This window comes from Dictyobacter aurantiacus, assembly GCF_003967515.1.
Taxonomy (GTDB): Bacteria; Chloroflexota; Ktedonobacteria; order Ktedonobacterales; family Ktedonobacteraceae; genus Dictyobacter; species Dictyobacter aurantiacus.
The window spans coordinates 642,789-667,147 of record NZ_BIFQ01000002.1; the positions used below are offsets into that span (position 1 = coordinate 642,789).

Sequence of the window (24,359 nt, forward strand, 5' to 3'; positions counted from 1 at the left end):
AGCGCAACAGGAACCCTGATCTACCGTATATATATATATAACGTTGTAAGACCGCATATCGGTGAACACATATGTACCGTGTCCATTATCTTCGGCATAACACAGCGTATCTATGCGCTAATTCACAACGAAAATGCCTACTCCATCACCAATCAATTGATATCAGATGGTAAGTTGCGCGAATGCTGAGCTGCACAATCAAAGAGCCTGTTTTGAGAACAAGAATCAGATAGAGTATCTGTGAAAGAGTTGCTATACTGACGCCCGCGCTAAGTAACGACGCGCAGCCAATAAACATAATACGGGCCGAATATGGCTTCAGTTCTGGTAGATGAGCGCCGTACGATCGAATGTCAACAACTTGATAACAGCGATCCCTCTGAATCTGATCGTTGGGCCAAACACTTCAGGGAGTCGTTCGCCAGATGGCTAGAATCGTTACGCCGCCATCTCAAGCTCGCTTCCTAACAGCTCAACATTCACACAAATCACCAATCAAATAAATAGGATATGGAGATCAAGTGCAATGCTGGATGTATGGCAGCACCAGCGCCAGGGCGTAGATGCTGCCGTACATCGTGATTTTTTCTGGATATCCGAACGATTATACAATGATGAGCGTGTCAGGGACGAGGGCCAATAGGCAGCCCAAAGGGAGCCTTAACGGTCGTCAAAAGGCCTGCCAGGGCCGTGTACCAGGCGACAAGGGCCGTGAGGATACCGAGCCAGCCGCCAATGACAGTGAAGGCAGATCCGCCTCCCAGGGCGCCGATAGCCAGAGCCAGGAAGGTCAGGAAGAGGAATAAAAACACGCCGATCAAGGCAAAGTTGGTGCGCAGGGAAGCGATCAGCATAAGGCCGGTAAAAATCGTCCAACCGAGAAGGAAAAAGCCAAAAGCGGTCTCATTGGGGATTAGCTTGAGCTGCAGGGTGGCCGCTACGGCCAGCCAGAAGGCGCCATACGATGAAAATGCCGTCGCGCCAAAGGTGTTGCCCATGCGGAACTCCCACATGCCAGCCAGCAATTGAGCCAGGCCACCATAGAACAGGGCCAGGCCAATGACGATACCAGCGCCTGTAAACAGGTTAGCATTGGCCGCACTCAAAACAAACGTCGTCAGGGCAAAAGCACATAATCCAAGGGGAGCCGGATTGACGGCGGCCGCAACCTCTTCAGTTGCCGCTGCATCTCTTTTTAAAGAAAACTGGGCCATGATATGTTCCCACCTTTCCTGGTATGTTTCTTACACACGTCGCTGCACAAAACTCTGGGCGAGCGTTACTCTTTACGCATACATACAGGGAAAGTAGACTGGCCTCGTCACCAGTCTAGTCAAGAGTGAAAAGGTAACGTGGAATAAATTGTGGAAACAGCTTTCTAATAAGGTGCTTTGCATCCTCCTTCCGCATACTTCCTGATATAGAGCATGCTAACTATAACAATCCCTGCCATATACTATTGTACGACATGGCAAAGTATTTGCCAATCTCTATTTTTCTAAAGTATTGAGTAGTGGGTGCAACGCCACGACTGGTGCGAATGCACCAGCCGTGGCGTTGCACCCACTACTCAATACTAATGAGCTTTTAGATTGAATTTGCGGCTGGCAGCATGGTACTATTGAATTCAGTGGGCGCGCCTGCGCTTCATATGTTTTACCAGGAATAAGCAGGTCTCAGGTATTTTCAGCAGATGTGTCTTCTGGGCACATCATTGTGTATCGTCGATGTAGTGATCTGATACGGCATGGTTGAAAAGCTGAAAGGCAGGTTGACGTTTTATGGAGACCAATGTAGACCAGGTGGCTGATACAACCTTACGCTCCGAGCGCATCGCCGGCGGCATCCTCCCCAAAGTGCTCAATTCGTTTGATATGGTGGCTATTTTTGTGGCTATTGTGCTCTTTGCCAGCAATGGTGCGGTGGTGGCCGGAGGCGCTGGCCCCTCGGCATATATCTATTGGGCGCTGGGCTTCATTACCTTTCTGATCCCCGGCGCGATCGTGACCGGGCAGCTTGGCCTGATGTTTCCCAACGAAGGCTCTATCTACATCTGGACCAACAAGGCCTTCGGACCATTCATGGGCTTCTTCGCCGGCTTCTGCGCATGGTGGCCTGGTATCCTGGTGATGATCGCGACGGGCGATGGCGTTGTATCACTGATTCAGCAGTTGAACAGTAGCTGGCTCACCGAGCCCTGGCAGCAGGGGTTGATGATTTTGCTGGTGATTATCTTCTCATTCATCCTTTCAGTGTTGCGCTTCCGCGTCACCCAGAATTTTGTGAATGTGGTCTTTGTGGCCTACGGTGGCGCCATCCTGCTGGTGGGGCTGGCAGGACTGCTCTCCATCATCGGCGGGCATGCGGCACCCGTAAACTATGCGGGGCACAACTGGCTACCCGTATCTTCAAGCTGGACCTTCTATGGCACGGTGATCCTGGCCTTGCTAGGCGTCGAAGTGCCGCTGAACATGGGCGTTGAGATCACCCACCCACGCTCAATTACGCGCTATCTCTTATGGGGCTCGGCCGTCGTGATCGTCGGCTATCTGCTGATCACATTTGGCGTGATGACCGCCGTCACCCCGGTAAGCGCCCAGGGAAGTCCTGCGGCGATCGCCCAGGCCGTCAAGTCCGGTTTTGGGGCCGCCGGTCCCGTTCTGGGCTTCATCGTGAATATCATCTTCATTGGCTTCTTCCTGTTCAACACCGCCGTCTATAATTACTCATTTGGACGCTTGCTCTTTGTCTCGGGACTCGATCGCCGCATGCCAGCGGTCATCAGCCGGGTCAATGCCAACAGGGTCCCCTGGGTCGCGGTACTGACGCAGACCATCATCGCCGCGGTCTTTACCATCATCACCTTCGTCATCACTCCCTACGCGCTCAATACCGGCCTGAAGCCCACTGATCTCTCGACCGTCATCTATGACATCCTGCAGGCCGCCGTCACCGTGATCTGGTGCGTCTCGATGGTCATTCTCTTTATCGACGTGATCATTATTCGCAGCAAATACCATGCCGACTTTGTGCGGGCCCGCCTGGCGCCCGATTGGGTCTTCTATGTCTGCTCGGTGCTGGGCCTGATCGCCAGCGCGGTCGGCGTCTACGTTACCTTCACCGGCCCCTGGACCAACCTGATCTCATACACACAATGGATCCTCTGGATCGGCGGCATTGGCCTCATTTCGCTGCTGATCGGCGTCGCGCTTTTCTTTGTCGGACAGCACTCCGTCAGAAGAGACGTCAGCGACGAAGAGATTATCGCCCAGGCCACCGCCTGAGCCTGTTAGATGGCCTATCCTTAGATAGGCCATCATGTTTTCTGACGGGCCAGCAAGCGCTTCATGAAGCGTTCGTAGGACAGGCTTAAACCCTGCGCTTGAATGGGATCGGGCTCACCAGTCATTGTCGCCATGCGCGCGCGCCAGGAGCGTAACAGATCGAGCATCTCGGCCAGTTTCTCAGGCTGCTGCTGGCTGAGATCGTGCTGCTCGGCGGGATCGTTGCATAGATCAAAGAGCAGGGGTTGCGGTGAGCGCGGCCGACCATAGAAATCGAGCAGCGGCTGACCATGCAGGTCCTCTACGATGGGGAGAATGACTTTCCATTCGGGGGTACGCAGGGCCAGCGAGGCCTGGCGCGAAGACTCCGCGGAGACGATGTAGGGATGTGGTGAGGCAGACGTGGCGCCATTCAGCAGCGGGAGCAGGCTCTTTCCATCCAGGGCGTATGGGAGAGGAGGCAATCCTACCATTTCAGCCAGCGTTGGCACGATATCCAGGTGCGAGACCATGGGGGAGATACGTCCGGCGGCCATCCCGGGAAGATGAAGCATGAACGCGATACGGGTCACGGCATCATACAGACCGTGGTGATCGAAATAGAAGTCGCCCTCCCCAAAGCATTCTCCGTGATCAGAGAGCAGCACAAAGATAGTATTCTCCCATAAAGCCTGCGCCTTGAGGGCCTGCGTCAGACGGCCAACCTCGGCATCCACCTGGCTGATCTCCCCATCGTACTGAGCAACCACGTAGGCATAGTCATTCGGGTGGCGCAGATGCATATCACCCAGGAAGGCATTGTAATATTCCGGCCGCAGCTTACGCACCTCAGCCAGATCGATAGGGCCAGAGTTCGGCTCATAGTGCATGGTGTCATAGGGCGGCAACGGGCCGTACGGCGTATGGGGGTCCCAGTAGTGCAGAAACAGAAACAGCGGCTGATCGGCGTACTCTTGCAAGAGATTGAGCGCCCGCTCGGTCAGTTGCTGGCTCTGATCACCAAACGGCTTATAGAGAAAGCCGGAATAGTAATCGTAGCCGCGCGCGAACCAGCTGCCTCGTCCCTCGCCCTGCACGGCCAGGTTATCGCAGGCCGCCGTCACATATCCACGCTGCTTGAGCATCTGTGGCAACATCTGGATCGAAGATGAAAGGCGCCGCTGGCCCGTATGCGCCACCACACCATGGCGATACGGATGTAGTCCCGTGTAGAGGGTCGTAAAAGAGGGCATGGTCGGGATGCCGGCGGCAATTGCCTGCTCAAAGACCTGGCTCTCAGCGGCCAGGGCATCGATATGCGGCGAAGTCGGCCGCGCATAGCCATAACAGCCCAGATGGTCGGCGCGCAGACTATCGATCGCCACAACCACGATGTTAGGCAACTTCGCTGGAACGGTCATGTTGCATTATCTCCTTAAAAGCGGGAGGTGCAGGAGGGCGGCTCGCCCTCCTGCCGGGGTCGGAGTGCGAGCATGCCGGGGGCATGATCAAGTCCCCTCCAAAACCCTCTTTTCTTAATCTCCCACCGTAGGCGGGAAAGCACCCGCGAGGGACGTGTTTACGACGGCGATAACAGGATGCGTCTTCCTTCGCGGGCGGATTGATAAGCACCAAGGACCATTTCGATGCATACGCGTCCATCTTCGGCGGTAGCCATGGGAGCGCCCTGGCCGCGCAGATAGTCGATCAGGGGACGTGGGACGGCCCGGATACGATTGCCATGCGGCACATCGGCCGGGAAGTCGAAGCGCTCCCAATCGGCGGCGCCAGCGCGGTAGATCTTGAGAGCCGTGGCCCCGGGCGGTCGTGGCAGGGAAGAAGAGACCAGGTCGCCATAGTCCTGGATCAACGATCCCTTGTCACCGTAAATCTCGGTGGTGGAGGTCGCCGCCAGCATGGTCGAGCTATTGAGCAGAATGCCCATCTCGCGTTTGCCAAAGCGATAGACCGCGACCCCGTTATCGTCCGGCGCCGTGCTGGTCAGCACGTTGTCGATCTCGGCGATGACGCTGGTGGGACGCCCCAGCATCCAGTAAAACCAGTCCGCGGCATGCGAGGCATCATCCATGAACATGCCCATGTTCTGCACAGGATCGATATGCCAGTTCCCGGGCCGCGCGAAGTCGGGATTGAGCAGCAGGCCGATGGCATGACGGCGGCGCACGATGGCGATATTGCCGAGGGCGCCTTCGTCCAGCAGTGCCTTGATCTTCTGGTTAACCGGGTCCGCGCGCATCTGATAGCACAGGCTGAACTTGATGCCATAGTGCCGCACCGCCTCAATGATCACGTCGCAATCATCGAGCGTCAGCGCCATCGGCTTCTGCAGCAAAACGTGCTTTCCGGCCTGCGCGGCGACCTGAACATGGGCCGCGTGCTGATTGGTCGGACTGGTCACAAAGACGGCATCGATATCCAAGCGCTGCAAGAGATGGTCCAGGTCGGCCTCAAAATCCAGACCATATTTCTGGCACTGAGTCCGACCCCGCTCCTGATCGGCATCCCAACCAGCCACCGCTTCGGCGTCATCAAAATCGCGTATCGTATCCAGGTAGGCATTGACGTGCGCATGGGCGAAACTGATAACGCCCAGGCGAATCTTATTCGTCCTTGACGTAGCCATGCAGGCGCACTCCTTTGTCTTGATCGTGCAACTCATTGGGAACGGTCAGCGCTTCGGGTGAAGGGATAGTGGCCGCCTCACCGTGGGTGCGTTGAGACAGCGGCGTGGCTCCGGGGCCAATTACCTCGTCGGGCCTGGGCATACCGATTCTGACACCACAATGCCCCTGCACGCGCAACGGATCGACCGAGCGACCGGTCTCCTGCAGGCGCCGGGCCACCCACGCGTCCAATCGTCGCTTGAGCTCACGGGCGATCTCCGGCTGCTCATCGATCAGGTTGTGCTGCTCCTGTGGATCGCTCTGCAGATCGAACAGTTCCTGCATCGGCCGCCCATGAGGATCTTGCTCGATGGAGTCGATCAACTTCCAGCGCGTATTGCGGATCGCGCGCTTGACCTCCCAGGTGGCCTCGGACAGATAGAGCTCGTCGTAGTTGCCGTCGCGCAATCCAAAGATGGGAGGCAGCAGGCTTACTCCCTCCATGGCATCGCGATCGGGCAATCCGACCAGGTCCAGCAGCGTCGGGGCCAGGTCCACATTCTGCACAAAGCCGGACACGCGCTGGCCCGCCGGAAGCTTGCCCGGCCAGTAGAAGATCAGCGGCACATGCACGTTCCCCTCGTAGAGGCCATGGTGGTCAAAGTATCCCTGCTGCTCATCCAGAATCTCGCCATGGTCGGCGGTCACGATAACCAGCGTATCCTCCTGTACGGGCTCCAGGGCGGCAAAGATACGGCGCAGATGCTCGTCCATGTAGGCGGTCTCACCATCATAGAGATTGATCACGTACTCGGAATCGGTCACGCCGGGCATCCACTCATGGAAATACCAGCGAAACGGTTCCCAGCTCCAGGCCTCATCCATGCTATGGTTATCCAGGGCGTAGGGATCGCGCCCCTCAGGATAAAACTTGTGCGTATATTCCGGCGGCGGCAGATAGGGCGTATGGGGGTCCCAGTAGTGCACGAACAGGAAGAAGGGCTGCTCCTGCCCGCATAGACGCTCAATCACCGGCAAAGCCTTCTCGGTAACCGTCTCGGCCTTGCGCAGCACGGTCGGCACCGAGCGATCCCAGGCATAAGTGACGTATTCATCAAAGCCGCGCGGGAAGTGCCGTCCCATGCTATCAACGGCCGCCGTCACGTAGCCATGCTCCTTGAGGATCTCGGGTAGCAGACGCACGCCATCGGCGATCGGCACGCCCCCACCGATGTTAACGATATCATGAGTGATGGCCTCCTTGCCCGTCAGCATCGTCGTAAAGCTGGGATGGGTCGGGATGTTGGGCGCGTAGCAGCGCTCGAACAGCACGCCCCGCTCGGCGATGCCATCGAGAAAGGGGCTGGTCGGCTTAGGATAGCCGTAACAGCCCAGATGGTCGGCGCGCTGGGTATCCAGAGCGATCAAGACGATGTTCATCCGTTGGGCACCTCCTCGATGGTGCCATTCTCCCAGGAACGGATGGCGGCCTCAATCACCTCCTGAGCGGCCAGTCCATCATCGCCGGAGGCATCGAGCGGACCACCCTGCAACACCTGCTGCACAAACGCATTGATACGGTTGCGGAAGGTATCATCAAAATTGCCCATACCCCCACCCATGATCGGATTCTCCAGCACGATCTTCTCGCGGCTCTGGCGCGGGAAAAATTCCATGCGCTGAAAGACGTTCTCGATCACGGCGCGTCCCTTGCTGCCGCCGACCTCGCAACGCTCGATGGGATGAAACGAACTGGCATCGTAGCTACCAGTCAGATGGCCGATCGCCCCACTGGCGAACTGCATATTCACCGAGGCGTTCGACCAGATCGTACGACCTGGACCCTTGTGCATAAAGGCCTGCACGCGTTTGATCGGTCCCCCAAAGGTACGCATCACATCGATGGAGTGGGGATGCAGCGCACGCATATGGAACCAGGGAGACGACTCATTGGGATTATTGATCCAGAGCGCCATATTGATAAATAATACTTCACCCAGCTCACCATCACTCAACAACTGCTTGACGCGATCGGCGGCGGGGGTAAAGCGATGATTGAGATCCACCCCCAGCAGCACGCCACGCTCTTTGGCGAAGCTCACCATCTCGCGCGCCTGCTCGATATTGTTCGAGATCGGCTTCTCTACCAGCACATGCTTGCCCGCGCGCAGACACTGCATCGTCGGCTCATAGTGGTGGCCACCATTCTCGGGGCCCGCCGTAGCAACACTGACGGCATCGATCTCTTCAGAGCTCAACATCTCATCAATCGAGTGATACGCCTTCACACCATACTGCTGAGCCACCGGGTCTACGCGATCAGCTAAAAGATCACAAAACGCTACTATTTCTGCATCTGGATTTTTACTATACCAGTTGGCATGATTTTTCCCGATATGTCCAAGCCCGATAACAGCTACTTTTAATTTGCTCATGCTGCCCCTTTCTTGCAACCTTGCATTGAGGAACGAAAATTTTCAGCATTATCAATAATCAGGCATCCAATGTGCGCATAATACGTGACAGATAGCCATGGCTCTCGGCGGCAACGGCACTGGCCTGCCAATCTTCCAGGTTGGCACCACCGATGACTTCGAGATTGATGGGACCACTGTAGTTCGCCTGCTGCAGCGCCTGCAGGACGCCGGGCAGATCGATGCTGCCACGACCGGCGATCTGGGTCTGCGGGGGTCCTATGGGGATTACCAGCTCCAGGGTGTCACGGATATGTACCGAGGCCAGGCGGGGACCCAGCAATCGGGCCGATTCGACGACGTCATCGCCCAATCGGTAGAGATGGCTGGCATCAAAATTGATACCCCAACCATCGATTGGCATAGCTTCCAGGGCCTGGAGCGCCCTGGCGGTATTATCGATGGCCTGATTAACATGCGCCTTGACACCGACGCGCACACCCAGATCGGCCGCGATCGGGGCCAGCTGTCGAATGGCCGCGTAGGCCGCCTGCTCGGATGCAGCATCCCCGGTCTTGCCGCCGCTACCGGTGTTGACAACTTCCACTCCCAGCGCCGACGCGAAGCGCAGGACCGAGATAAAACGCGGCAGGTTATCGGCATTGGTCAGGTTGGTGGCCGCCTCGATGGCGACGGCCCGCAGGCCCACCTCATCCAATAATGCCTGCACTTGCGCTGGATCATCGCGTTCAGGTGACACGTGCTCACACATGCCTGGAATCGCGGCCAGCTCGACTTCCTTAAAACCACACCACTCAACCCGCCTCAGAGCCTCGGGCAGGTCGAGCTTAGAGAACAGTACCGTGTTACAACCAAGCCTCATTGCAGTTGTCCTTCCCTATTTGCCACTGATGAACTGGAAATAGTTAGCGGTCTGTCTACCTACAAATTAATCATACTCATTTTGACACTATGGGCGCTAAATAGTTGAAGCCATTGTCATGTTTTGCTACATTTCATCTGGTTTCAAACTCTTTTGATAGTCTTAACATGAAAGCATTTGCTCTGTCAAGGTTATATTGTCTATATCCAATAAAATACATAGGTGCAGAACTGTGCGCGATGCGCACAGTTCTGCACCTATGTATTTTATTGGATATAATTATTATTTGACGAATTCCTGGGCGAAGCGGTGGATGGGGGTGAGGTCGGTGGCGCAGGTGGGGAAGTCCAGGATCAGTTCGTGGATGCCGAGGCCTTCAAGCTCGGCGACACGCTGGCGGATCGTTTCCGGACTACCGACCAGTGAGGTGTCCCTCAGTTGTTTCCGGACGTGGTCAGGGAGGGATGCTATGGCCTCGGCGTCGCTATCGGCGATAGCGCAGACGGCACCGGTAGTGTTGTGGATCGTCGAGAAGTCGCGGCCCAGATTCTCACAGTGCTGCTTGAGTACGCCGATTTTGTGCTTGATGGTTTGCTGATCACCCAGGATGTTGCTGGCGTCACCGTACTGGGCGACCAGTTTGAGGGTGACCTTTTCACCACCACCACCGATGAGGATGGGAATGTGCGGCTTCTGCACACCTTTGGGCTGATTGATGGCGCCCCGAACCTGGTAATATTTGCCTTCAAAATGAGCCTCGTCCTGCTCCCACATGGCATGGATCACCTGCAAGGCTTCACGCAGCATGCGCAGGCGCTCGGGTGCGTCGGGATACGGATAGCCATAGGCCCGGTACTCGTGCTCGTACCAGCCCGCGCCGATACCAAAGTTTAGACGACCGTGCGACAGAACATCGAAGGTGCTGGCCATCTTGGCGAGCAGAGCAGGATTGCGGTAGCCGTTACAGGTTACGATCTGGCCAATGCGCACGTGCTTCGTGTCGCGCGCGATACCCGCCAGCGACATCCAGGTTTCAAAGGTTACTTCCTGTGATGGTTGGGGGACGGTGTGAAAGTGATCGACCATCCAGATGGACTCATAGCCATCGTCATCGGCGGCTTTAGCCACGTTGGTCATCGCCTCGTAGGCCTCCACCGGATCTTTGATGGCAGCCAGATTCATCTTCCAGCCATTGGGAATTTCAACGCTAAACTTCATATTAACCTTCTTTCTTTACGATATTTTAGTTCTACTAATGGGTATACGCATGAGGAAGAAAGAGGGGTACATGGGCGCCCCCGCTCGGGCGTCCGCGTGCGCGGCCGCACTGGTTTTTGTTGATGCAGCGGGGCGCGGATGCGCCCCGCTGCATCAACACATAGATGTTTGTTTGGGCTTACCGATGCGCCCCGCTGCATCAACGCATAGATGTTTGTTTGGGCTTACCGATGCACCCCGCACGGGCGTCCGCTGGCGCGGCCGCACTCGTTTTTGTGTTGATGCATCAGGGACGAGTACACTCGTCCCTGATGCACTGACACAAAAACTCTTGAGCACCCGATCAGGGCACGCCTATGATTGGGGTTCGGAGGGTTGATCGGGTTGGGGATGGGCGCGCTGTAGCTCATCGATGCGCATAAGCAGGCGCAGGATGACCTCTATGCCTGCCGGGTTGATGTCGAGGTCGCGCTGCAGTCGATAAGCCCGGCGCAAGAGACGCAGGTCTCTGTCACAGTAATAGTATTGCATACTGGCACTGTCCAGGCGTCCAACCAGCCCTTCTTCGGCCAGCTGCGACACAAATGGTTGTTCCAGGCGACACCATTCCAGTATCTCTGATTCACTATAGCTGTAAGATTCGTTCTGACCTAGCACAATAATTTTTGTGAGCTGCCGCGAGAATTGTGGATCATTCATGGATAATACATCACTCCTCTTCCATCTTAGCGGGTCGAGCTCAGTGAACCCGCAAAAGCCTCAAAGAGGCGCTTCTGTTCATCGGTTAATTGGGTAGGCAGGTCGACGTGCACCTCGGCGTACAGATCGCCGCGCTGCTCTGGATGTCCGACTTTCTCGGGCATGCCCTGACCGCGCAGACGGAAGGAACGGCCATCATTGGTACCGGCGGGGATGCGCAACATCAGGCGGCGTCCATCAGGAATGGGGATGGGGGCCTCTCCACCGAGCATGGCCGTGGTCAATGGGACAGAGATGCGGGTGCGCAGCGTACTGCCTTCGCGCGTGTATTGAGGATCGGGTCGCAGGTGAACGTTGAGATAGAGGTTGCCGCGCGGCGTACCGGGCATACCCTGGCCCGAGATACGCACGCGGGACCCCTCGCTAACGCCCGCTGGAATCTTGACCTCCAGACGGCGTGTGCTCCCGTCTGGTTGACTCAATTCAAGCACCCGCTGTGTCCCCTGATACGCTTCCGCTAGTGTTATCTCCACCTCAGCTTCCACGTCACGGCCAGCCACGGCCTGCCGGGCATGCTGGCCCGTACGGGCGCCAGCGCGACGCGCTTGCGCACCGGTGAAGCCCGAATGAAAATAGGTCTCAAAGAAATCGGAGAAGGGGGAGCTTCCCCCGAAAAGGTCATCCAGGTCCTCTTCATTCATGGTCTGGTATTGATACTGTCCGCCACCATAGCGCGCCCGCGCGTCCGCGCCCCCACCCGCTCCCGGCCACGCGCCATACTGCTGATAGTACGCGCCCATCTCATCATATTTTTTGCGCTTCTCTGGATCAGATAAGACCTCGTTGGCCTCATTAATTTCCTTGAACTTATTTTCAGCTTCTTTGTTATCGGGATTCACATCGGGATGGTATTTGCGTGCCAGCCGCCGGAAGGCGCGTTGAATATCCTTCTGGTCGGCATCCTTGCTCACACCGAGAATCTTATAATAATCCTTGTAATCAACTGCCATAGAACATCTCACTCTCTGCCTGCGTCTATCCAAAGAAACGACGCCTGGTCAGCCGATCTCTAGGAGTTCTCCTCCTGGGAAGGCGCGCTGGCGACCACAACCTGCGCCGGACGTAACACTCGGTCCCTCAGCATGTAGCCGGGTCGTACCACCTGGATGATGGTCCCCTCGTCATGTTGTGGGCTGGGCATGCGTAGAATAGCATCGTGTTTATAGGGATCAAAAGCCTCGCCTGGCTCTCCCACCGGTGTCACCCCCAGTTGCTCAAGTGTATTCGTCAGCTGCCGCGAGGTCAGCACGATTCCCTCAACCCAGGCATTGTCCGCCAGTTCAGGGGGGACAGACGCCATGGCGCGCCCCAGGTCATCCAGCACGGGAAGAATGCGTTCAAGCAGGGCCATCTCGCCACTGGCGCGTGCATCCACCTGTTCCTGGCGGCTTCTGCGCCGGTAGTTGATGAAATCGGCCTGTGCACGCTTCAATTGATCAAGATATTCGGCGCTTTTCTGCTGCTCATCGGCCAGCTGCTGCTCAAGAGAAGGAGCTTCAGAGGTTACCTCTTCCCGCCGACCGCCCATCTCCTCTTCCGGCGCCACAACCTCTCCCTCCACCACAGTGGTATCAGGTTGGACATCCTTCTCACTTGATTTCTTTGCATCATTCTGGCTCATAACAATCCACCTCTTCAATCCTATATCAATGCAAACCTTTTTAGAACGTGTCAGAAAGTGTTTAACTTCCGCCATGTTGGGGGTACGTGAGCGCCCCCGCACGCGCGTCCGCTACGCGGCCGCATTGTTTTTGGGTGTTGGTGCAGCAGGGGCGCAGATGCGCCCCTGCTGCACCAACACACCATGGACTTGTGAGCCCCGTAGATGCGAAAGCTCAGGCGTGCTGCAAGCGATGATCATGAGAATCAGACACGTTCTTAAAAGAGATGCGAAGAACAAACGTGTTCAAAACTTCAAATGACGGCAATGGAATTAAGGCTTCATTCTATTGCTGTAGAAAACACGATTAAAAAGGAGAGAAGGTGTACAAAAAACTAGAGCTTATCGCCAGGGTACCAATGGTTGGTCCAGCGCATATCGATAGCGTCATCTTTACGCTGATAGCGAATATCAGTTGAGAGGCGAATGCGCTGCTCCGAGTTATAGTTGACCGTGGCGGCATGAATCATATAAGGACTATGTACGACCATATCTCCACATGCATAATCGGCAATCAGCCAGCGACTATTGACGCGCTCGGCCAGCTCTGGCAAATCATTGGTTAACCAGCCCTCGCGCATATTTTTATTATACGCGCTGATGCGCTCCTCGGGGGAAAGGTCGGCGTTCTGCCGGGAGAACTCGGCCTCCATTTTCCGTCCCCAGGCATCCGAGCCTTGCAGATAGGTCAGGCCACCCATCTCAACTGGTATGTCGCCGATGGGGATCCAGCTGCTGCAGAGGCGATCGGTGCCGCCGCGCAGGTAGACGAGGTCATAGTGCGCCCCCGTGGTCCTGGCATCACCGGGCACATTGTAGCGGATAAGCTTGCGCTTGTGCAGGTAGATCTCGCCGCCGAGAAATTCCGCATAAAAACGTACGATCTCGGGGGCGGTACAGAAAGCCTCGTACTCGGACCAGCGATGCGCCTCCATGAAGATCCTGTGGGCCAGTTCCTTGTGTGTGGTCTCACCCGAGTAGATCCCCTCTTCGGGATCGCTACCAGCGGTCAGGAGTCCGCTTGCCTGCATGGCAGCAAAGAAACGGCGGCGAAATGCCTGGACCGCCTCGCGATTCAGAATACCCTTTAGCCATAGATAGCCGTCCGCGCGGTACTTTTGCCGCAGTTGTTCCATCGGTAAGGTGGGATCGGTGGGCTCCAGCCAGCCCAGACGCTGTGGTGTCTGTGATAGTTGATAGCCATTGCTCATCAATGTAAATTCGCGCATCCGTGTGCTCAAAAGCTTCCTCCTTCGGAACAGGTACGTCCGTGATCTCATCTTTTCTCACCGCCCCCAAACCCCGCCCGCACCTCCTGCTTACAGATAAGTATACGCAGGCGGGCCGCCTATGTCCTGGGAGAAAGCAATCTGTGATTTGTAAAAAACGATCACATTCTCCCTGGGGATCGTCAATCGGAGGCGGGAGAGGAGAGATCCAGGTGCTGGGTGCGCCACTGGGAGGGTGAGACGTGATAGTGCTGGCGAAAGGTTGAGGAGAAGTGGGCCAGGTCAAAAAAGCAGGTCTGGGCCGCGACCTCCTGCAGGGTCAGGCGCGTGGTCGCCAGCAGATGCTGGGCCTCTTTCAGCCGCAGGTCCAGCAGATATTGTTTCGGCGAAACGCCAAAGACGGCGCGGAAATGGCGGCGCAGCGTCACTTCCGCCATTAAGAACTGCTGCGCCAGGCGGGCGATAGCGATCGGCTGATCCAGGTGGGTCTGCATGTAGGCCGCGACCTCGTACATGGCGATGGTTGTCGGATCCTGCATTTGATCATCCTGCAGCAGGGTCAGCACAAACACCTCCAGGTAGGCCTTCAGGAGACGCTCTTGCCTGGCTGGCGATTGGGCGACCAGGTCCAATAGACGCTGAAACAGACCCTCGTATTCGTCCACCTGTTTTTTTGTCAGCGTAATCAGGCGGGGAGCATTGCCCGGCACCAGGCGCCGGGCCAGGTCGAGCGGTGTATAATCAAGATGCAAAACGTTCAGCCGCGACGGCTCATGGCACCACCAGCGATGCGGCAAATGTGGGGGGATCGAGACCACCTGTCCCATTTTAACCTGCCATTGACTCCGAGCGGCCTCCAATACCACCTGTCCCTGAAGAATCCCCACCAATTCAATCCCATTATGCGCATGCTCCCCAAAGGTCCAGCCCGCCGCTACCTGTAGCGCCTGCATCCCATTCACCAGTTCCATCGCAGTTGTCACATCTCCTCCAATCCCGGTAGCTTGCTCAGCTATCCACATCTTATATTGTGCCACAACGCCTCTACAATAAAAAAGATCTCGCGCACACTGGCCTATAGGTTAGAGCACTTACAGATATGCTCGATGCACCATATGCAGATCGATATATGCTTTTTGCTCGATACAGCATACTCGAAACAAATATTGCCAGAAAAAAACCTTATTCACTCGTAGAATGTGGCGATCAATAATAGTGTGATAGATAAGCGGATTCAAAAGACAATGGTAGTAGTCATGTAAACGCCCTTGCCGCTTATAGCTCACAGGGAACAGTCGGTACACATCAACTGCATGCACCTGTCCTTTATACGAATTTAAGCGCCTGATAATTGACGAATGGAAGCGTCTGTTAAAAACTCTCTTTCTCATCCTGATATCCCTGGTAGCGGACGCGACTGCCGCTGGTCGGTCATCCGGCCAACGGCGCGCGCGCCGTTGGCCCACATTACTATTCTCCGTCCCATCTCCTCTCAAGTGGATGTCACAGCGAGCGACTACCGGCTGGCCCTTTCGATTCTCCAATGGAAAGGCCAGCCCCTTTTGATTCTCTTGAATATAAATACAGTATATTCCCTTGACAAAAGCAGGGTTTTTTTCTACTCTTATGGAGAAAGCGCTTTCTCCATAAGAGTAGGTGCTATATTTTCACTTTGGTGGGGTAGTTGAGCGCCCCCTTTCGGGCGGCCGCATGCGCAGCCGCACTGGTTTATATGTTGGTGCGACAGGGGCGCATCCGCGCCCCTGTCGCACCAACATATAAGTAACTTATAGAAATCGTATGCGCGGTGAGCAGTGTTTATTGTGAGATGCTGGTAGTGCGCGGATGCATCCCTATGCACCACTATATTAAGAACGTGTCTGACTTCCGTCATGTTGGGGGCACGTATGCGCCCCCGCACGCGCGTCCGCTGCGCGGCCGCATTAGTTTTGTGTGTTGGTGCATCGGGTGCGCGGATGCGCACCCGATGCACCAACACACAAAGGACCCCTGAGCACCGCAGGTGCGAAAACTCAAGCATGCTCAGAGCGATGATCGTGAGAGTCAAACACATTCTAAGTAACTTATAGGTATCATACGCACGGCGGGCAGAGTTACAGTTCATGAGAGGGAGAATATTTATGCGCAGATTTGGTCAAGTTATTCGGATAAAACCGGACCGTATTGAAGATTATGAGCGTATCCATGCCGCTGTCTGGCCGGGGGTGTTGGAGACGATTCGGGCCTGCAACATGCGCAACTACACTATTTTTCGCCATGGGACCTTCTTATTTGCTTATTTTGAATATATTGGCAGCGATTACGCTGCCGATCAGAAGAAGATGGCGGCAGACCCCAAGACGCAGGAGTGGTGGTCGCATACAGATCCGATGCAGGAGCCGGTTGAAGGGAGCGCTGAGGGTGAATGGTGGACCAATATGAAAGCTGTTTTCCATACTGATTAGGTGATTACAGGCCCTGCGCAGTCGTATACACAGTTGTATATAGGAGAAAGTAAAGAGGAAAGACGATGAAGACGATACAGTTGGAGACGCCGGGACAGTTACGGTTACTGCAGGCGACCGAGCCGCAGACGCCGGGACCAACCGAGGCGCTGGTACGGGTGCGGGCAATCGGGGTGTGTGGCACCGACCTGCATGCCTTTCGCGGGGAACAACCCTTCTTTGAATATCCACGCGTGCTGGGTCATGAACTGGGAGTGGAGGTGGTGGCCATCGGAGAACAGGTGCAGCGGATCAGCGTGGGGATGCGTTGCGCGGTCGAGCCCTACCTCAACTGCGGTACGTGCTCCCCTTGCCGGCGCGGCAAAACGAATTGCTGCCTCAATCTACGCGTGCTGGGGGTACATATCGATGGTGGCATGAGCGAATACCTGCTGGTGCCTGCCGACCATCTTCATCCTGCCCAGAATCTCTCTTTTGAGCACCTGGCGCTGGTCGAGCCGCTCTCGATTGGCGCCCACGCGGTAGATCGCGCGCAGCTGGCCAATAATGAACGCGTGCTGGTGGTGGGCGCGGGTCCCATCGGGCTGGCGGTCACCCAGTTCGCCCGGCTGGCGGGCGCGCGGGTCTTTGTCATGGATATCAGCGCCAGTCGCCTGGACTTCTGTCGTAAGCAATGGCCAGATGTCACCTGCATCGATCCAGGGCAGGACGTCCAGGCCAGTCTGCAGACCATATTTGGGGACGACCTTCCGACGGCCGTCTTTGACGCCACCGGCAATCAACACTCGATGCAGGCCGCCTTTCACTACGTCGCCCATGGTGGTCGCCTGATCTTTGTCGGACTCTTCCAGGGGGACGTCACCTTCAACGATCCCTACTTCCACAGCCATGAGCTCACGCTGCTGAGCAGTCGCAACTCCACCAGCAAAGAGTTCCGCCAGATCATCGCCTATCTTGAGGCGGGACAGATCCAGCTGGATCCGTGGATTACGCATCGCGCCACGCCCGAAACCGTAGTTGAGGCATTTCCTCACTGGTTCGATCGTGATAGTGGCATCATCAAGGCCGTCATCACCTTCTAAATGACCAGTATCACGTCAATGAACGTTGACGGTAAGGTTCATGTCAGGATGGACGGTACAGTAAAGATGGAAGGTTCCGGCGGTATTAAAGGGACCGATTATCTGGCTGATATTGCCATCTACGCTGACATGAACCTGCGGCGCCCCGGCCTCATCTTTCGGCACCTGCATCCCATCCACCCAGCTCCCATTCTCAATCACATGAATCGCCGGACTATCATTGACCAGCGTCACGCTATCACCCTTTTGAATGCTAATAGATTTCTGCGCAAAATTTGTTTCGTTCATATGGACCTGATTCTGATTTGAGGCACCACAGGCGGCGAGAAGCCCCACCATAACGATCAGTACACCCCAAAAAAGCAGACATCGATATGGATACCGTTTCATGATGCAGATTGCTCCCACATAAAAAGATTCTATTTCAGTGTATCACTGAAAGCTATTACATGTATTGTAACAGGGTTATCTTTTCCTGCTATCTGATTATTTTTCAGGTGTTACAGAATAGGTCAGATATATCTCCCTATACACACAAATAAGTAGTGTATATTTTGAGGAGTGCTATTATATATCTAAAGGATTACAATAGAGCAGTGCAGAAAAAGAATAGGGCCAAAGCCCAATAGACAGAAATAGAGTTCTGCTCTAATCTAACCTGGTATATCCGATAAGGATAGAAGACGATTAAGAAAGATGTGGAAGTGTGGGGTGGAGATGTTCTACTGCGTAGTCACCTCTGATCCTGCGTGGCATCGTTGCCGCTCATCATTAGTAGAGAGGACGTTTATACAAATGAGCACACGAGCAGGGATATATTATATCATCGGTTTAAGCATTTTTTTGGGCATGCTATCCATGCTGATATACACTGGGAGTGCGCTGGCGCAACCTGTCCATGGCGAATATGTTAGCTCCGTACCGGCCGCCAATGCCATGCTGACCAAAGCACCGACCACGGTTACGGTGCGCTTCTCAGAGCCGGTCGATCCTAATCTGAGCGATATCCAGGTCTATGATGTCACCGGCAGGCTGGTAAATACGGCGCCGGCCAAGCTCAACGGCAATGACCGCCAGACGATGGTGGTGCCGATGCAGGCAAATAATTCTGAAATCTATCTCGTCACCTGGCATAACACCTCTACCGACGAAGGACACCGGGACAGCGGGAGCTTCCGTTTCTTCGTCAATATCAGTCCTATGCTCAAGGGTATGGTGAAAAGTGAGCTGGCGGGACACCCAATGATGGCCAACACGAATAAGACCACACCAAGCCGGAGTACGACCACCACACCCTTACCCGGCTGGCTCAAGGTGCTCCTGGCCGGCATCATCGGTCTGCTGGCGGGTAGCGCGGTCACCTTTATGATGGCCCGGCATCAGCAGCAGCATAAAGCCTCGCTGCCCCAGGCAGAAAATACCCTAGAGAAAAAATAGGGAATTGCCCCGATAGACATGGCTTAATGCAAGCATTATGCTCTGGGTAGAGATTACTAGCGAGCAACCCTGATGATACAAAAAAGTAGTACCTTAATGTGCACTTTTTCTTTCCATAGAGCGTGTCTGACTCTCATGATCATCGACTGCGGCCTGCATGGGTTTTCGCACCTCCGGGGCTCACAAGTCCATGGTGTATTGGTGCAGCAGGGGTGCGAGAGCTCCCCTGCTGCACCAACACACAAAAACAGTGCGGCCGCGTAGCGGACGCCCGTACGGGGGCGCTCATGCACCCCCAACATGACGGAAGTCAGACACGTTCATAGAATGCTGACAAGCAAGAAAGGCGGATGTAATCATTATGCGCTTACTTCAACAACGTTTATGCATGATATGCGCGACGATCCTCAGCCTGGGCATATTCTTCGCGCTCACCGGCACATCCTTCGCGATGCCCAATCACGCCAAAGTCTCGTCATCTGATCCGGGTATTAACTCAACCATTGCGAAGGCACCCAACAAGGTCACCGTCACCGCGCTCGAAAATATGAAGCCGGGTCCAGCCAACAGCAACCTTTTCGTCTATGGACCCAGCGGCGACCTCATCAGCCAGGGGGACGCCAAAGTTGACCTGAACAATCCCAAACAGATGTCGGTCAACATCAAACCCGAGAAAAACGGCGTCTACGTGGTACGCTGGACCACCGTTTCATCTGATGACAACGATCCAGCTCAGGGCGCCTTTGTCTTTACGGTCGGTACAGCAACCGGTAGCAGCGCGCAGCAGGCTCAGCCTACCGCCGCGCCCAAAGCAAGCGCACCCGCTGCCACCACAACCAGTTCCAGCAATAGCGGCCCCTCCATCTGGACCGCCGTCATCTCTGGCGCGATCGCCCTGCTGGTAGGTCTGGGAGTCGGTTTCGGCCTGGGCCGCACGCGCCAGCCTGCACCCACCGCCGACGAGCCCACCCGCACTCCGGTCAGCTAAGCATTAGAGCTATTGTATGGTGTTGCATTGAGCCACCTCATGCAACACCATACAACTGACTCCCGCCTCAGGTCTGCATACGCGCCAATCCTCCAGCATCTAAGCTCTAAAGAGACCTTTCACCATTTCATCCTGCATGATATAGTGACAGCGGACGGAACAATGGGTGCCAGGAAACCAGGTGCGCTTCCCTGGCAATTAAGCATGTATTTTCTAAAAAGAAGTGTTTTAAAAGGAGACGATCATGGCGGAAGTATGTACGCACGTTGACGAGATTCAAGAGGTCACGCCCAGCGCGCGTGGCTGCGAAGATTGCCTGAAGACCGGTGATAGCTGGGTCCATCTGCGCATCTGCATGACCTGTGGGCATGTAGGCTGTTGTGACTCATCAAAGAACAAGCACGCCACCAAACACTTTCACAGCACCCGGCATCCGATCATAGCCTCTTTTGAGCCGGGCGAAGATTGGGGCTGGTGCTATGTCGACCAGGTTGAGCTCGACTTTAGTGAAGAAGAATAACGAGTAAAGGATAGCAAGCGACCAGTAGCTAACGGTTCTTTTTGTTGATGGGGGTGGTAGCTCGTTCGAGGGTGGTAATAATCTGCAAAGCCTCCTGAGAAGAGTGTCCACAGATATCTTCCTGGGGTTGAAAGGCGGAGCAGACAGCCGGGCGTTCTGGCTTGCCAAACAGCTGGCAGCGATTATCGCTGCTCAAATTGACGCAGCGAACTCCTGCTGGCTTGCCTTCGGGCATGCCAGGGATAGGGGTTGAGATCGAGGGCGCGATACAGCAGGCACCACAGCCAATACGGCATTCCATTCGCCAGAGTCCAATCTTGTTACGATACTTTCAGGATATTGTAGCACGAATGTAGCCAGATGGAAACGCGGTCACTCCCCGCTATCAGGGCTGAAGGCCAGGCGCTTCGATCGCCTTGATATAGGTTTCGGCGGTAATCAGAGAGGCCTCCACATTACCTACCAGCAATTCCAGTTGATTTTGATACGCACCAATCGCATCATAGTGATGGGCGATAATCTCATGCCTTGAGACAGCCGCAAAATCATACATCAGGCGATGCATGGCCTGGCACTCCAGAGCGATTCGCTGGCGCAATTTTTCTACCTCACTCATAGTATATGCCTTTTGTGATGGCGATTCGCGGGAGATATATATACCTCCCGCAAAATCGCAAAAACATTTTTCTGAGCTAAAGAACATGTTGTTGTCTATTCATAATGTTGGGCATTGTGCAATGCCAGAAAGGATGCATACCAGAGGCCACTATCTTTATAATACGGGTCTGGGTATCATAATCGATGTAGACTAAGCCGAAGCGTTTACTATATCCTTCGGCCCACTCAAAGTTATCCAGCAGCGACCAGGCGAAATAACCCTGAACGGGCGCGAGATCCGATTGCTGAATACTGCGGCCAATGGCCTCGATATGCTCGCGTAAATATTGAAGACGGCGCACGTCGGAGATCCTTCCGCTCGCCTCGATACAATCCTCGAAGGCCGCACCATTTTCTGTAATCAGTATAGCGGGGATCACATACTCGTAGCGCAACCAGCTAATAAGGTCGGCCAGGCCCTGGGCATAGATCTCCCATCCCATAGCGGTGCCGGGCACACTGTTCGTCTGGAATCGATCTCCCGCTCCACGCGCTCAGAGGCGCCAGGCGTCTGATCGACGCTATAGACGGGAAAGAGGTTGCCCACGTTCAAAAAATCCCTTTTCAACGCGTCTATGTATAAGTAGAAGAGAAAAAACATAGACGCGCTCAATATCGTACAGGTGGTGGTGCGAGGGATGCGCAAGATGCATCCCTCGCACCACCACCTGTACGATATCCCACTTCTCTTTTTGACACGCAGTTGACCAGCGTGTATGATAAAGCGATGTAATATACTTATTTTATCTTTCAACATGTGCCACATGCTGTTAGATGCAAGGAAAGTTCATGAATAAAGAGCCAAGTTGTTTTGGGAAGTATGAATTGCTGGAGCCGATCGGCACCGGCGGCATGGCTCAGGTCTGGAAGGCGCTTCACCCGGAATTACGCCGCTTTGTCGCGGTAAAGATCCTGCACGCGGACCTCCGGTACGTCACCCCTGGATCGATGACGCGCTTCGTCAATGAAGGTCAGGCCATCGCCCAACTGCACCATCCCAATATCGTGCAGGTCTTCGACTTACACATCCCGGGTCCAGAAGAAGAGGGTTGCGATCCATACCTGGTAATGGAGTTCGTTGACGGCCCCACCCTGGACAAATATATCCAGCGCACCTCACGCGTCAGCCTGTTTCCGACCCCTGAAGAGATTGTTGAGCTCTTTGCCTCGATCAGCCAGGCGCTCGATTACGCGCACCGAAAAAATATTGTGCACCGCGATATCAAACCCTCTAACATCCTGCTGGATAGCACCAATACCGAGATCAATTCGATGGGAGAACCCATTCTCAGCGACTTTGGCCTGGTCAAGATCATCGGTGCCCAGGGACCAACCGAGATGGGGGCGTTGATGGGCACGCCCCTGTATATCGCGCCTGAGCAGGTTCAGGGCGGAGAGATCACACCCAAAAGCGATCTGTACTCACTGGGAGTGATCCTCTACGAGATCTGTACCGGCACGCCCCCCTTCCGGGGTGATAATGCCTACGCGGTCATGCGCCAGCATATGCAGGATGAGCCAACGCCACCTACACTGATTAATCCCAGGCTACCAGCTGAGATAGATGTTGTCATCAAGCACGCCATGGCTAAAGATCCAGCCGAGCGCTTTAATAGCGCCACCTCAATGACGATAGCCGTGGCGAACTCCTTCCACGTCCCCATTCCCGAACGGTTACGGGTAAAAAGCAGTCATAGCCAGCCATCGCTACCGCCTGAACTGTTCCTACCGCCAATCGAGGATAACGCGTCCTCGTTGCCAACGATCATCTCAGTGGGAACCGCGGAAGCGCAGACGGCCATCGCATCGCATGCGAATACAACCCAGGCCGCCTCATTATCCGCGGTCCAGGCTCAGGACGCCGCGTCGCCACAGGTAGCCACGGAACCCGTCCCGCCAGCAAAGGCGCCAGTAGAACCCGTTCCGCCGCCAAAGGCGCCAGCCCCTTCCACGGGGAGCAACCGCGTCTGGCGCAGCCTGTGGCCTATTGCCATCGCGGTCCTGATTTTACTGGTCATCGGCGCCACCCTGCTGAACAGGGTCCTGACCCTGTTCCCCTCGGGGGCAGCCAGTTCCACCAATCCGATCGTGGGGCAGATGTCCTTCTACAACACCGGCAACGCGCTCGACAGCAATAATCCAACCATCAATGATGGTGTTATGATCAATCTCAAGAATGTAGCCATGCCAGCGGCAGGTAAAGTCTACAAGGCCTGGCTCTACAACAAGCGGCAGCCAGAAAATGACGCGCTTTTGTTGGGGAACATTACCATCACAAATGGAGCGGGCACGCTCAATTACAGGAGTCCCAACCACCAGAACCTGCTGGCCAGCATGAGCGCCTTCGTGATCACCGAGAATGCGCCCAATGATCAGCCCGTCACCCCGGTTTTGGACACCAAAACGTGGCGCTACTCGGGCAGCATCCCTGATCAGCCGCGCAACGGCGATCCAGAGCACTTCAGCCAGCTAGACCACCTGCGGCACCTGCTGTCCAGTGAACCTACATTGGAGAATCGTGGGTTACATAATGGCATCGATTTCTGGTTCCAGCACGACGTGGAACAGATACAACAAGAGGCCGCGAGCGTCAAGAATCTGCAGGACCCCGTACTTATACGCCAAAAACTGACCGATATGCTCTATTATATGGATGGTCCCTGCGCGGCCACCGAGACGCAGGCGACAGGACACCTGCCGGCCGCACCCGACAAGAATGTCCTGAATGAGAGCAAGATCGGCCTGCTGGAATGCAAGCAACTCGCCAATATCCATGGCCATCTACAGCACATCAGACTGCACCTGGCGGGGATCGTCGCGTCCCCTGGCGCCAGCGCAAGCCAGATCTCATCGGCCAACGCGATCGACGCGCACATGGTCGCCTTCACCGGCCTGATCACCAGAATGCACGACCAGGTCCTCCAGCTTGGCAAGCTAACCAAGGCTCAATTACAGGCGGCCCAGAATCAGCGTAACCAGCTGGACCAGCTGGCCGACTCCAGCGTCTCCAAAACCAACTGGACCGACGCGGATAACAAGACCCATCCGGGGGTGGCGACGCTATGTAACCAGATTGCCGGCCTCGCCAGCATCGACATCCGCCGCGTCTCATCGTCACCCTCCCCGTAGATGCCGGGCTTGCCCCGGCCTGGAGCCGAAG

General features: G+C 55.4%; 23 protein-coding genes. 7 read left to right on the plus strand and 16 right to left on the minus strand.

All coding sequences use genetic code 11. From position 1 onward, the window contains the following. Positions 1-623 precede the first annotated feature (623 nt). Positions 624-1,214: an acetate uptake transporter gene (locus KTT_RS27525; protein WP_126600875.1), complete on the minus strand. Its 591-nt coding sequence runs from the start codon at positions 1,212-1,214 to the stop codon at positions 624-626. A gap of 567 nt (positions 1,215-1,781) precedes the next feature. Between KTT_RS27525 and KTT_RS27530 the strand changes: the two genes are divergently transcribed. Further along, entirely contained in the window at positions 1,782-3,284 is a 1,503-nt protein-coding gene (locus KTT_RS27530; RefSeq protein ID WP_126600877.1) for an APC family permease, read from the plus strand. A gap of 32 nt (positions 3,285-3,316) precedes the next feature. Here KTT_RS27530 and KTT_RS27535 read toward each other — a convergent pair whose 3' ends face one another. From KTT_RS27535 to KTT_RS27585, 11 genes are all read right to left on the minus strand, one after another. Next, positions 3,317-4,684, minus strand: coding sequence for a sulfatase family protein (locus KTT_RS27535; protein ID WP_126600879.1), 1,368 nt, complete (start codon positions 4,682-4,684; stop codon positions 3,317-3,319). 158 nt (positions 4,685-4,842) lie between these two features. Next, positions 4,843-5,907 carry a Gfo/Idh/MocA family protein gene (locus KTT_RS27540; RefSeq protein ID WP_126600882.1) on the minus strand — a complete coding sequence of 355 codons (1,065 nt, stop codon included), beginning with the start codon at positions 5,905-5,907 and terminating at the stop codon, positions 4,843-4,845. After that, positions 5,885-7,327 carry a sulfatase family protein gene (locus KTT_RS27545; protein ID WP_126600885.1) on the minus strand — a complete coding sequence of 481 codons (1,443 nt, stop codon included), beginning with the start codon at positions 7,325-7,327 and terminating at the stop codon, positions 5,885-5,887. Before KTT_RS27545 ends, KTT_RS27540 begins: the two co-directional genes overlap by 23 nt. Then, positions 7,324-8,322, minus strand: coding sequence for a Gfo/Idh/MocA family protein (locus tag KTT_RS27550; protein WP_126600887.1), 999 nt, complete (start codon positions 8,320-8,322; stop codon positions 7,324-7,326). Before KTT_RS27550 ends, KTT_RS27545 begins: the two co-directional genes overlap by 4 nt. 58 nt (positions 8,323-8,380) lie before the next feature. Continuing rightward, entirely contained in the window at positions 8,381-9,184 is an 804-nt protein-coding gene (locus KTT_RS27555) for a sugar phosphate isomerase/epimerase family protein (protein WP_126600889.1), read from the minus strand. A 282-nt stretch (positions 9,185-9,466) separates the two neighbouring features. Continuing rightward, the gene (locus tag KTT_RS27560) at positions 9,467-10,402 is read right to left on the minus strand and encodes an LLM class F420-dependent oxidoreductase (RefSeq protein ID WP_126600892.1); all 936 of its coding nucleotides are present in this window, start codon (positions 10,400-10,402) and stop codon (positions 9,467-9,469) included. Between the two features lie 354 nt (positions 10,403-10,756). Continuing rightward, a complete protein-coding gene (locus KTT_RS27565; RefSeq protein ID WP_126600894.1) occupies positions 10,757-11,101 on the minus strand; it encodes a chaperone modulator CbpM in 345 nt (114 codons plus the stop codon). A gap of 26 nt (positions 11,102-11,127) precedes the next feature. Beyond that, positions 11,128-12,111 carry a DnaJ C-terminal domain-containing protein gene (locus tag KTT_RS27570; RefSeq protein ID WP_126600896.1) on the minus strand — a complete coding sequence of 328 codons (984 nt, stop codon included), beginning with the start codon at positions 12,109-12,111 and terminating at the stop codon, positions 11,128-11,130. Between the two features lie 59 nt (positions 12,112-12,170). Next, a complete protein-coding gene (locus KTT_RS27575; RefSeq protein WP_160146172.1) occupies positions 12,171-12,782 on the minus strand; it encodes a nucleotide exchange factor GrpE in 612 nt (203 codons plus the stop codon). Between the two features lie 374 nt (positions 12,783-13,156). Beyond that, the gene (locus tag KTT_RS27580; RefSeq protein WP_235845890.1) at positions 13,157-14,062 is read right to left on the minus strand and encodes a phytanoyl-CoA dioxygenase family protein; all 906 of its coding nucleotides are present in this window, start codon (positions 14,060-14,062) and stop codon (positions 13,157-13,159) included. Positions 14,063-14,232: 170 nt separating this feature from the next. Next, positions 14,233-15,087, minus strand: coding sequence for an AraC family transcriptional regulator (locus tag KTT_RS27585; protein WP_126600899.1), 855 nt, complete (start codon positions 15,085-15,087; stop codon positions 14,233-14,235). A 1,104-nt stretch (positions 15,088-16,191) separates the two neighbouring features. Here KTT_RS27585 and KTT_RS27590 point away from each other — a divergent pair. Beyond that, positions 16,192-16,515, plus strand: coding sequence for an L-rhamnose mutarotase (locus tag KTT_RS27590; RefSeq protein ID WP_126600901.1), 324 nt, complete (start codon positions 16,192-16,194; stop codon positions 16,513-16,515). Between the two features lie 65 nt (positions 16,516-16,580). Beyond that, positions 16,581-17,597, plus strand: a complete 1,017-nt coding sequence (locus KTT_RS27595; RefSeq protein ID WP_126600903.1) for a zinc-binding alcohol dehydrogenase family protein — start codon at positions 16,581-16,583, stop codon at positions 17,595-17,597. A gap of 15 nt (positions 17,598-17,612) precedes the next feature. On the opposite strand, the gene KTT_RS27600 is transcribed toward KTT_RS27595, so the two are convergent. Then, complete coding sequence (locus KTT_RS27600; RefSeq protein WP_126600906.1) at positions 17,613-17,987, minus strand: cupredoxin domain-containing protein; 375 nt, start codon at positions 17,985-17,987, stop codon at positions 17,613-17,615. A 468-nt stretch (positions 17,988-18,455) separates the two neighbouring features. On the opposite strand from KTT_RS27600, the gene KTT_RS27605 reads away from it, so the two are divergent. From KTT_RS27605 to KTT_RS27615, 3 genes are all read left to right on the plus strand, one after another. Beyond that, positions 18,456-19,034 carry a copper resistance CopC family protein gene (locus KTT_RS27605; protein ID WP_160146173.1) on the plus strand — a complete coding sequence of 193 codons (579 nt, stop codon included), beginning with the start codon at positions 18,456-18,458 and terminating at the stop codon, positions 19,032-19,034. A 361-nt stretch (positions 19,035-19,395) separates the two neighbouring features. Next, complete coding sequence (locus tag KTT_RS27610; protein ID WP_126600910.1) at positions 19,396-20,022, plus strand: copper resistance CopC family protein; 627 nt, start codon at positions 19,396-19,398, stop codon at positions 20,020-20,022. A 244-nt stretch (positions 20,023-20,266) separates the two neighbouring features. Beyond that, on the plus strand, positions 20,267-20,542 hold the full coding sequence (locus KTT_RS27615; RefSeq protein WP_126600912.1) for a UBP-type zinc finger domain-containing protein: 276 nt from the start codon (positions 20,267-20,269) through the stop codon (positions 20,540-20,542). A 28-nt stretch (positions 20,543-20,570) separates the two neighbouring features. Here the strand turns inward: KTT_RS27615 and KTT_RS27620 are convergent, their stop codons facing one another. The 3 genes from KTT_RS27620 to KTT_RS27630 all read right to left on the minus strand — a co-directional run bounded on the left by KTT_RS27620 (position 20,571) and on the right by KTT_RS27630 (position 21,657). Then, entirely contained in the window at positions 20,571-20,843 is a 273-nt protein-coding gene (locus KTT_RS27620) for a YkgJ family cysteine cluster protein (protein WP_126600914.1), read from the minus strand. Between the two features lie 84 nt (positions 20,844-20,927). Beyond that, positions 20,928-21,158: a hypothetical protein gene (locus KTT_RS27625; RefSeq protein ID WP_126600916.1), complete on the minus strand. Its 231-nt coding sequence runs from the start codon at positions 21,156-21,158 to the stop codon at positions 20,928-20,930. 76 nt (positions 21,159-21,234) lie between these two features. Next, positions 21,235-21,657, minus strand: coding sequence for a family 1 glycosylhydrolase (locus KTT_RS27630; RefSeq protein WP_126600918.1), 423 nt, complete (start codon positions 21,655-21,657; stop codon positions 21,235-21,237). Positions 21,658-21,988: 331 nt separating this feature from the next. Here KTT_RS27630 and KTT_RS27635 point away from each other — a divergent pair, with 331 nt between their 5' ends. Continuing rightward, the gene (locus tag KTT_RS27635; protein ID WP_160146174.1) at positions 21,989-24,328 is read left to right on the plus strand and encodes a serine/threonine protein kinase; all 2,340 of its coding nucleotides are present in this window, start codon (positions 21,989-21,991) and stop codon (positions 24,326-24,328) included. Positions 24,329-24,359 lie beyond the last annotated feature (31 nt).

Bases quoted from the DNA above. Each gene is read 5' to 3' on its own strand.
- KTT_RS27525 (WP_126600875.1), bottom strand. From the start codon at position 1,214: ATGGCCCAGTTTTCTTTAAAAAGAGATGCAGCGGCAACTGAAGAGGTT.
- KTT_RS27530 (WP_126600877.1), top strand. From the start codon at position 1,782: ATGGAGACCAATGTAGACCAGGTGGCTGATACAACCTTACGCTCCGAG.
- KTT_RS27535 (WP_126600879.1), bottom strand. From the start codon at position 4,684: ATGACCGTTCCAGCGAAGTTGCCTAACATCGTGGTTGTGGCGATCGAT.
- KTT_RS27540 (WP_126600882.1), bottom strand. From the start codon at position 5,907: ATGGCTACGTCAAGGACGAATAAGATTCGCCTGGGCGTTATCAGTTTC.
- KTT_RS27545 (WP_126600885.1), bottom strand. From the start codon at position 7,327: ATGAACATCGTCTTGATCGCTCTGGATACCCAGCGCGCCGACCATCTG.
- KTT_RS27550 (WP_126600887.1), bottom strand. From the start codon at position 8,322: ATGAGCAAATTAAAAGTAGCTGTTATCGGGCTTGGACATATCGGGAAA.
- KTT_RS27555 (WP_126600889.1), bottom strand. From the start codon at position 9,184: ATGAGGCTTGGTTGTAACACGGTACTGTTCTCTAAGCTCGACCTGCCC.
- KTT_RS27560 (WP_126600892.1), bottom strand. From the start codon at position 10,402: ATGAAGTTTAGCGTTGAAATTCCCAATGGCTGGAAGATGAATCTGGCT.
- KTT_RS27565 (WP_126600894.1), bottom strand. From the start codon at position 11,101: ATGAATGATCCACAATTCTCGCGGCAGCTCACAAAAATTATTGTGCTA.
- KTT_RS27570 (WP_126600896.1), bottom strand. From the start codon at position 12,111: ATGGCAGTTGATTACAAGGATTATTATAAGATTCTCGGTGTGAGCAAG.
- KTT_RS27575 (WP_160146172.1), bottom strand. From the start codon at position 12,782: ATGAGCCAGAATGATGCAAAGAAATCAAGTGAGAAGGATGTCCAACCT.
- KTT_RS27590 (WP_126600901.1), top strand. From the start codon at position 16,192: ATGCGCAGATTTGGTCAAGTTATTCGGATAAAACCGGACCGTATTGAA.
- KTT_RS27595 (WP_126600903.1), top strand. From the start codon at position 16,581: ATGAAGACGATACAGTTGGAGACGCCGGGACAGTTACGGTTACTGCAG.
- KTT_RS27600 (WP_126600906.1), bottom strand. From the start codon at position 17,987: ATGAAACGGTATCCATATCGATGTCTGCTTTTTTGGGGTGTACTGATC.
- KTT_RS27605 (WP_160146173.1), top strand. From the start codon at position 18,456: ATGCTGATATACACTGGGAGTGCGCTGGCGCAACCTGTCCATGGCGAA.
- KTT_RS27610 (WP_126600910.1), top strand. From the start codon at position 19,396: ATGCGCTTACTTCAACAACGTTTATGCATGATATGCGCGACGATCCTC.
- KTT_RS27615 (WP_126600912.1), top strand. From the start codon at position 20,267: ATGGCGGAAGTATGTACGCACGTTGACGAGATTCAAGAGGTCACGCCC.
- KTT_RS27620 (WP_126600914.1), bottom strand. From the start codon at position 20,843: ATGGAATGCCGTATTGGCTGTGGTGCCTGCTGTATCGCGCCCTCGATC.
- KTT_RS27625 (WP_126600916.1), bottom strand. From the start codon at position 21,158: ATGAGTGAGGTAGAAAAATTGCGCCAGCGAATCGCTCTGGAGTGCCAG.
- KTT_RS27635 (WP_160146174.1), top strand. From the start codon at position 21,989: ATGAATAAAGAGCCAAGTTGTTTTGGGAAGTATGAATTGCTGGAGCCG.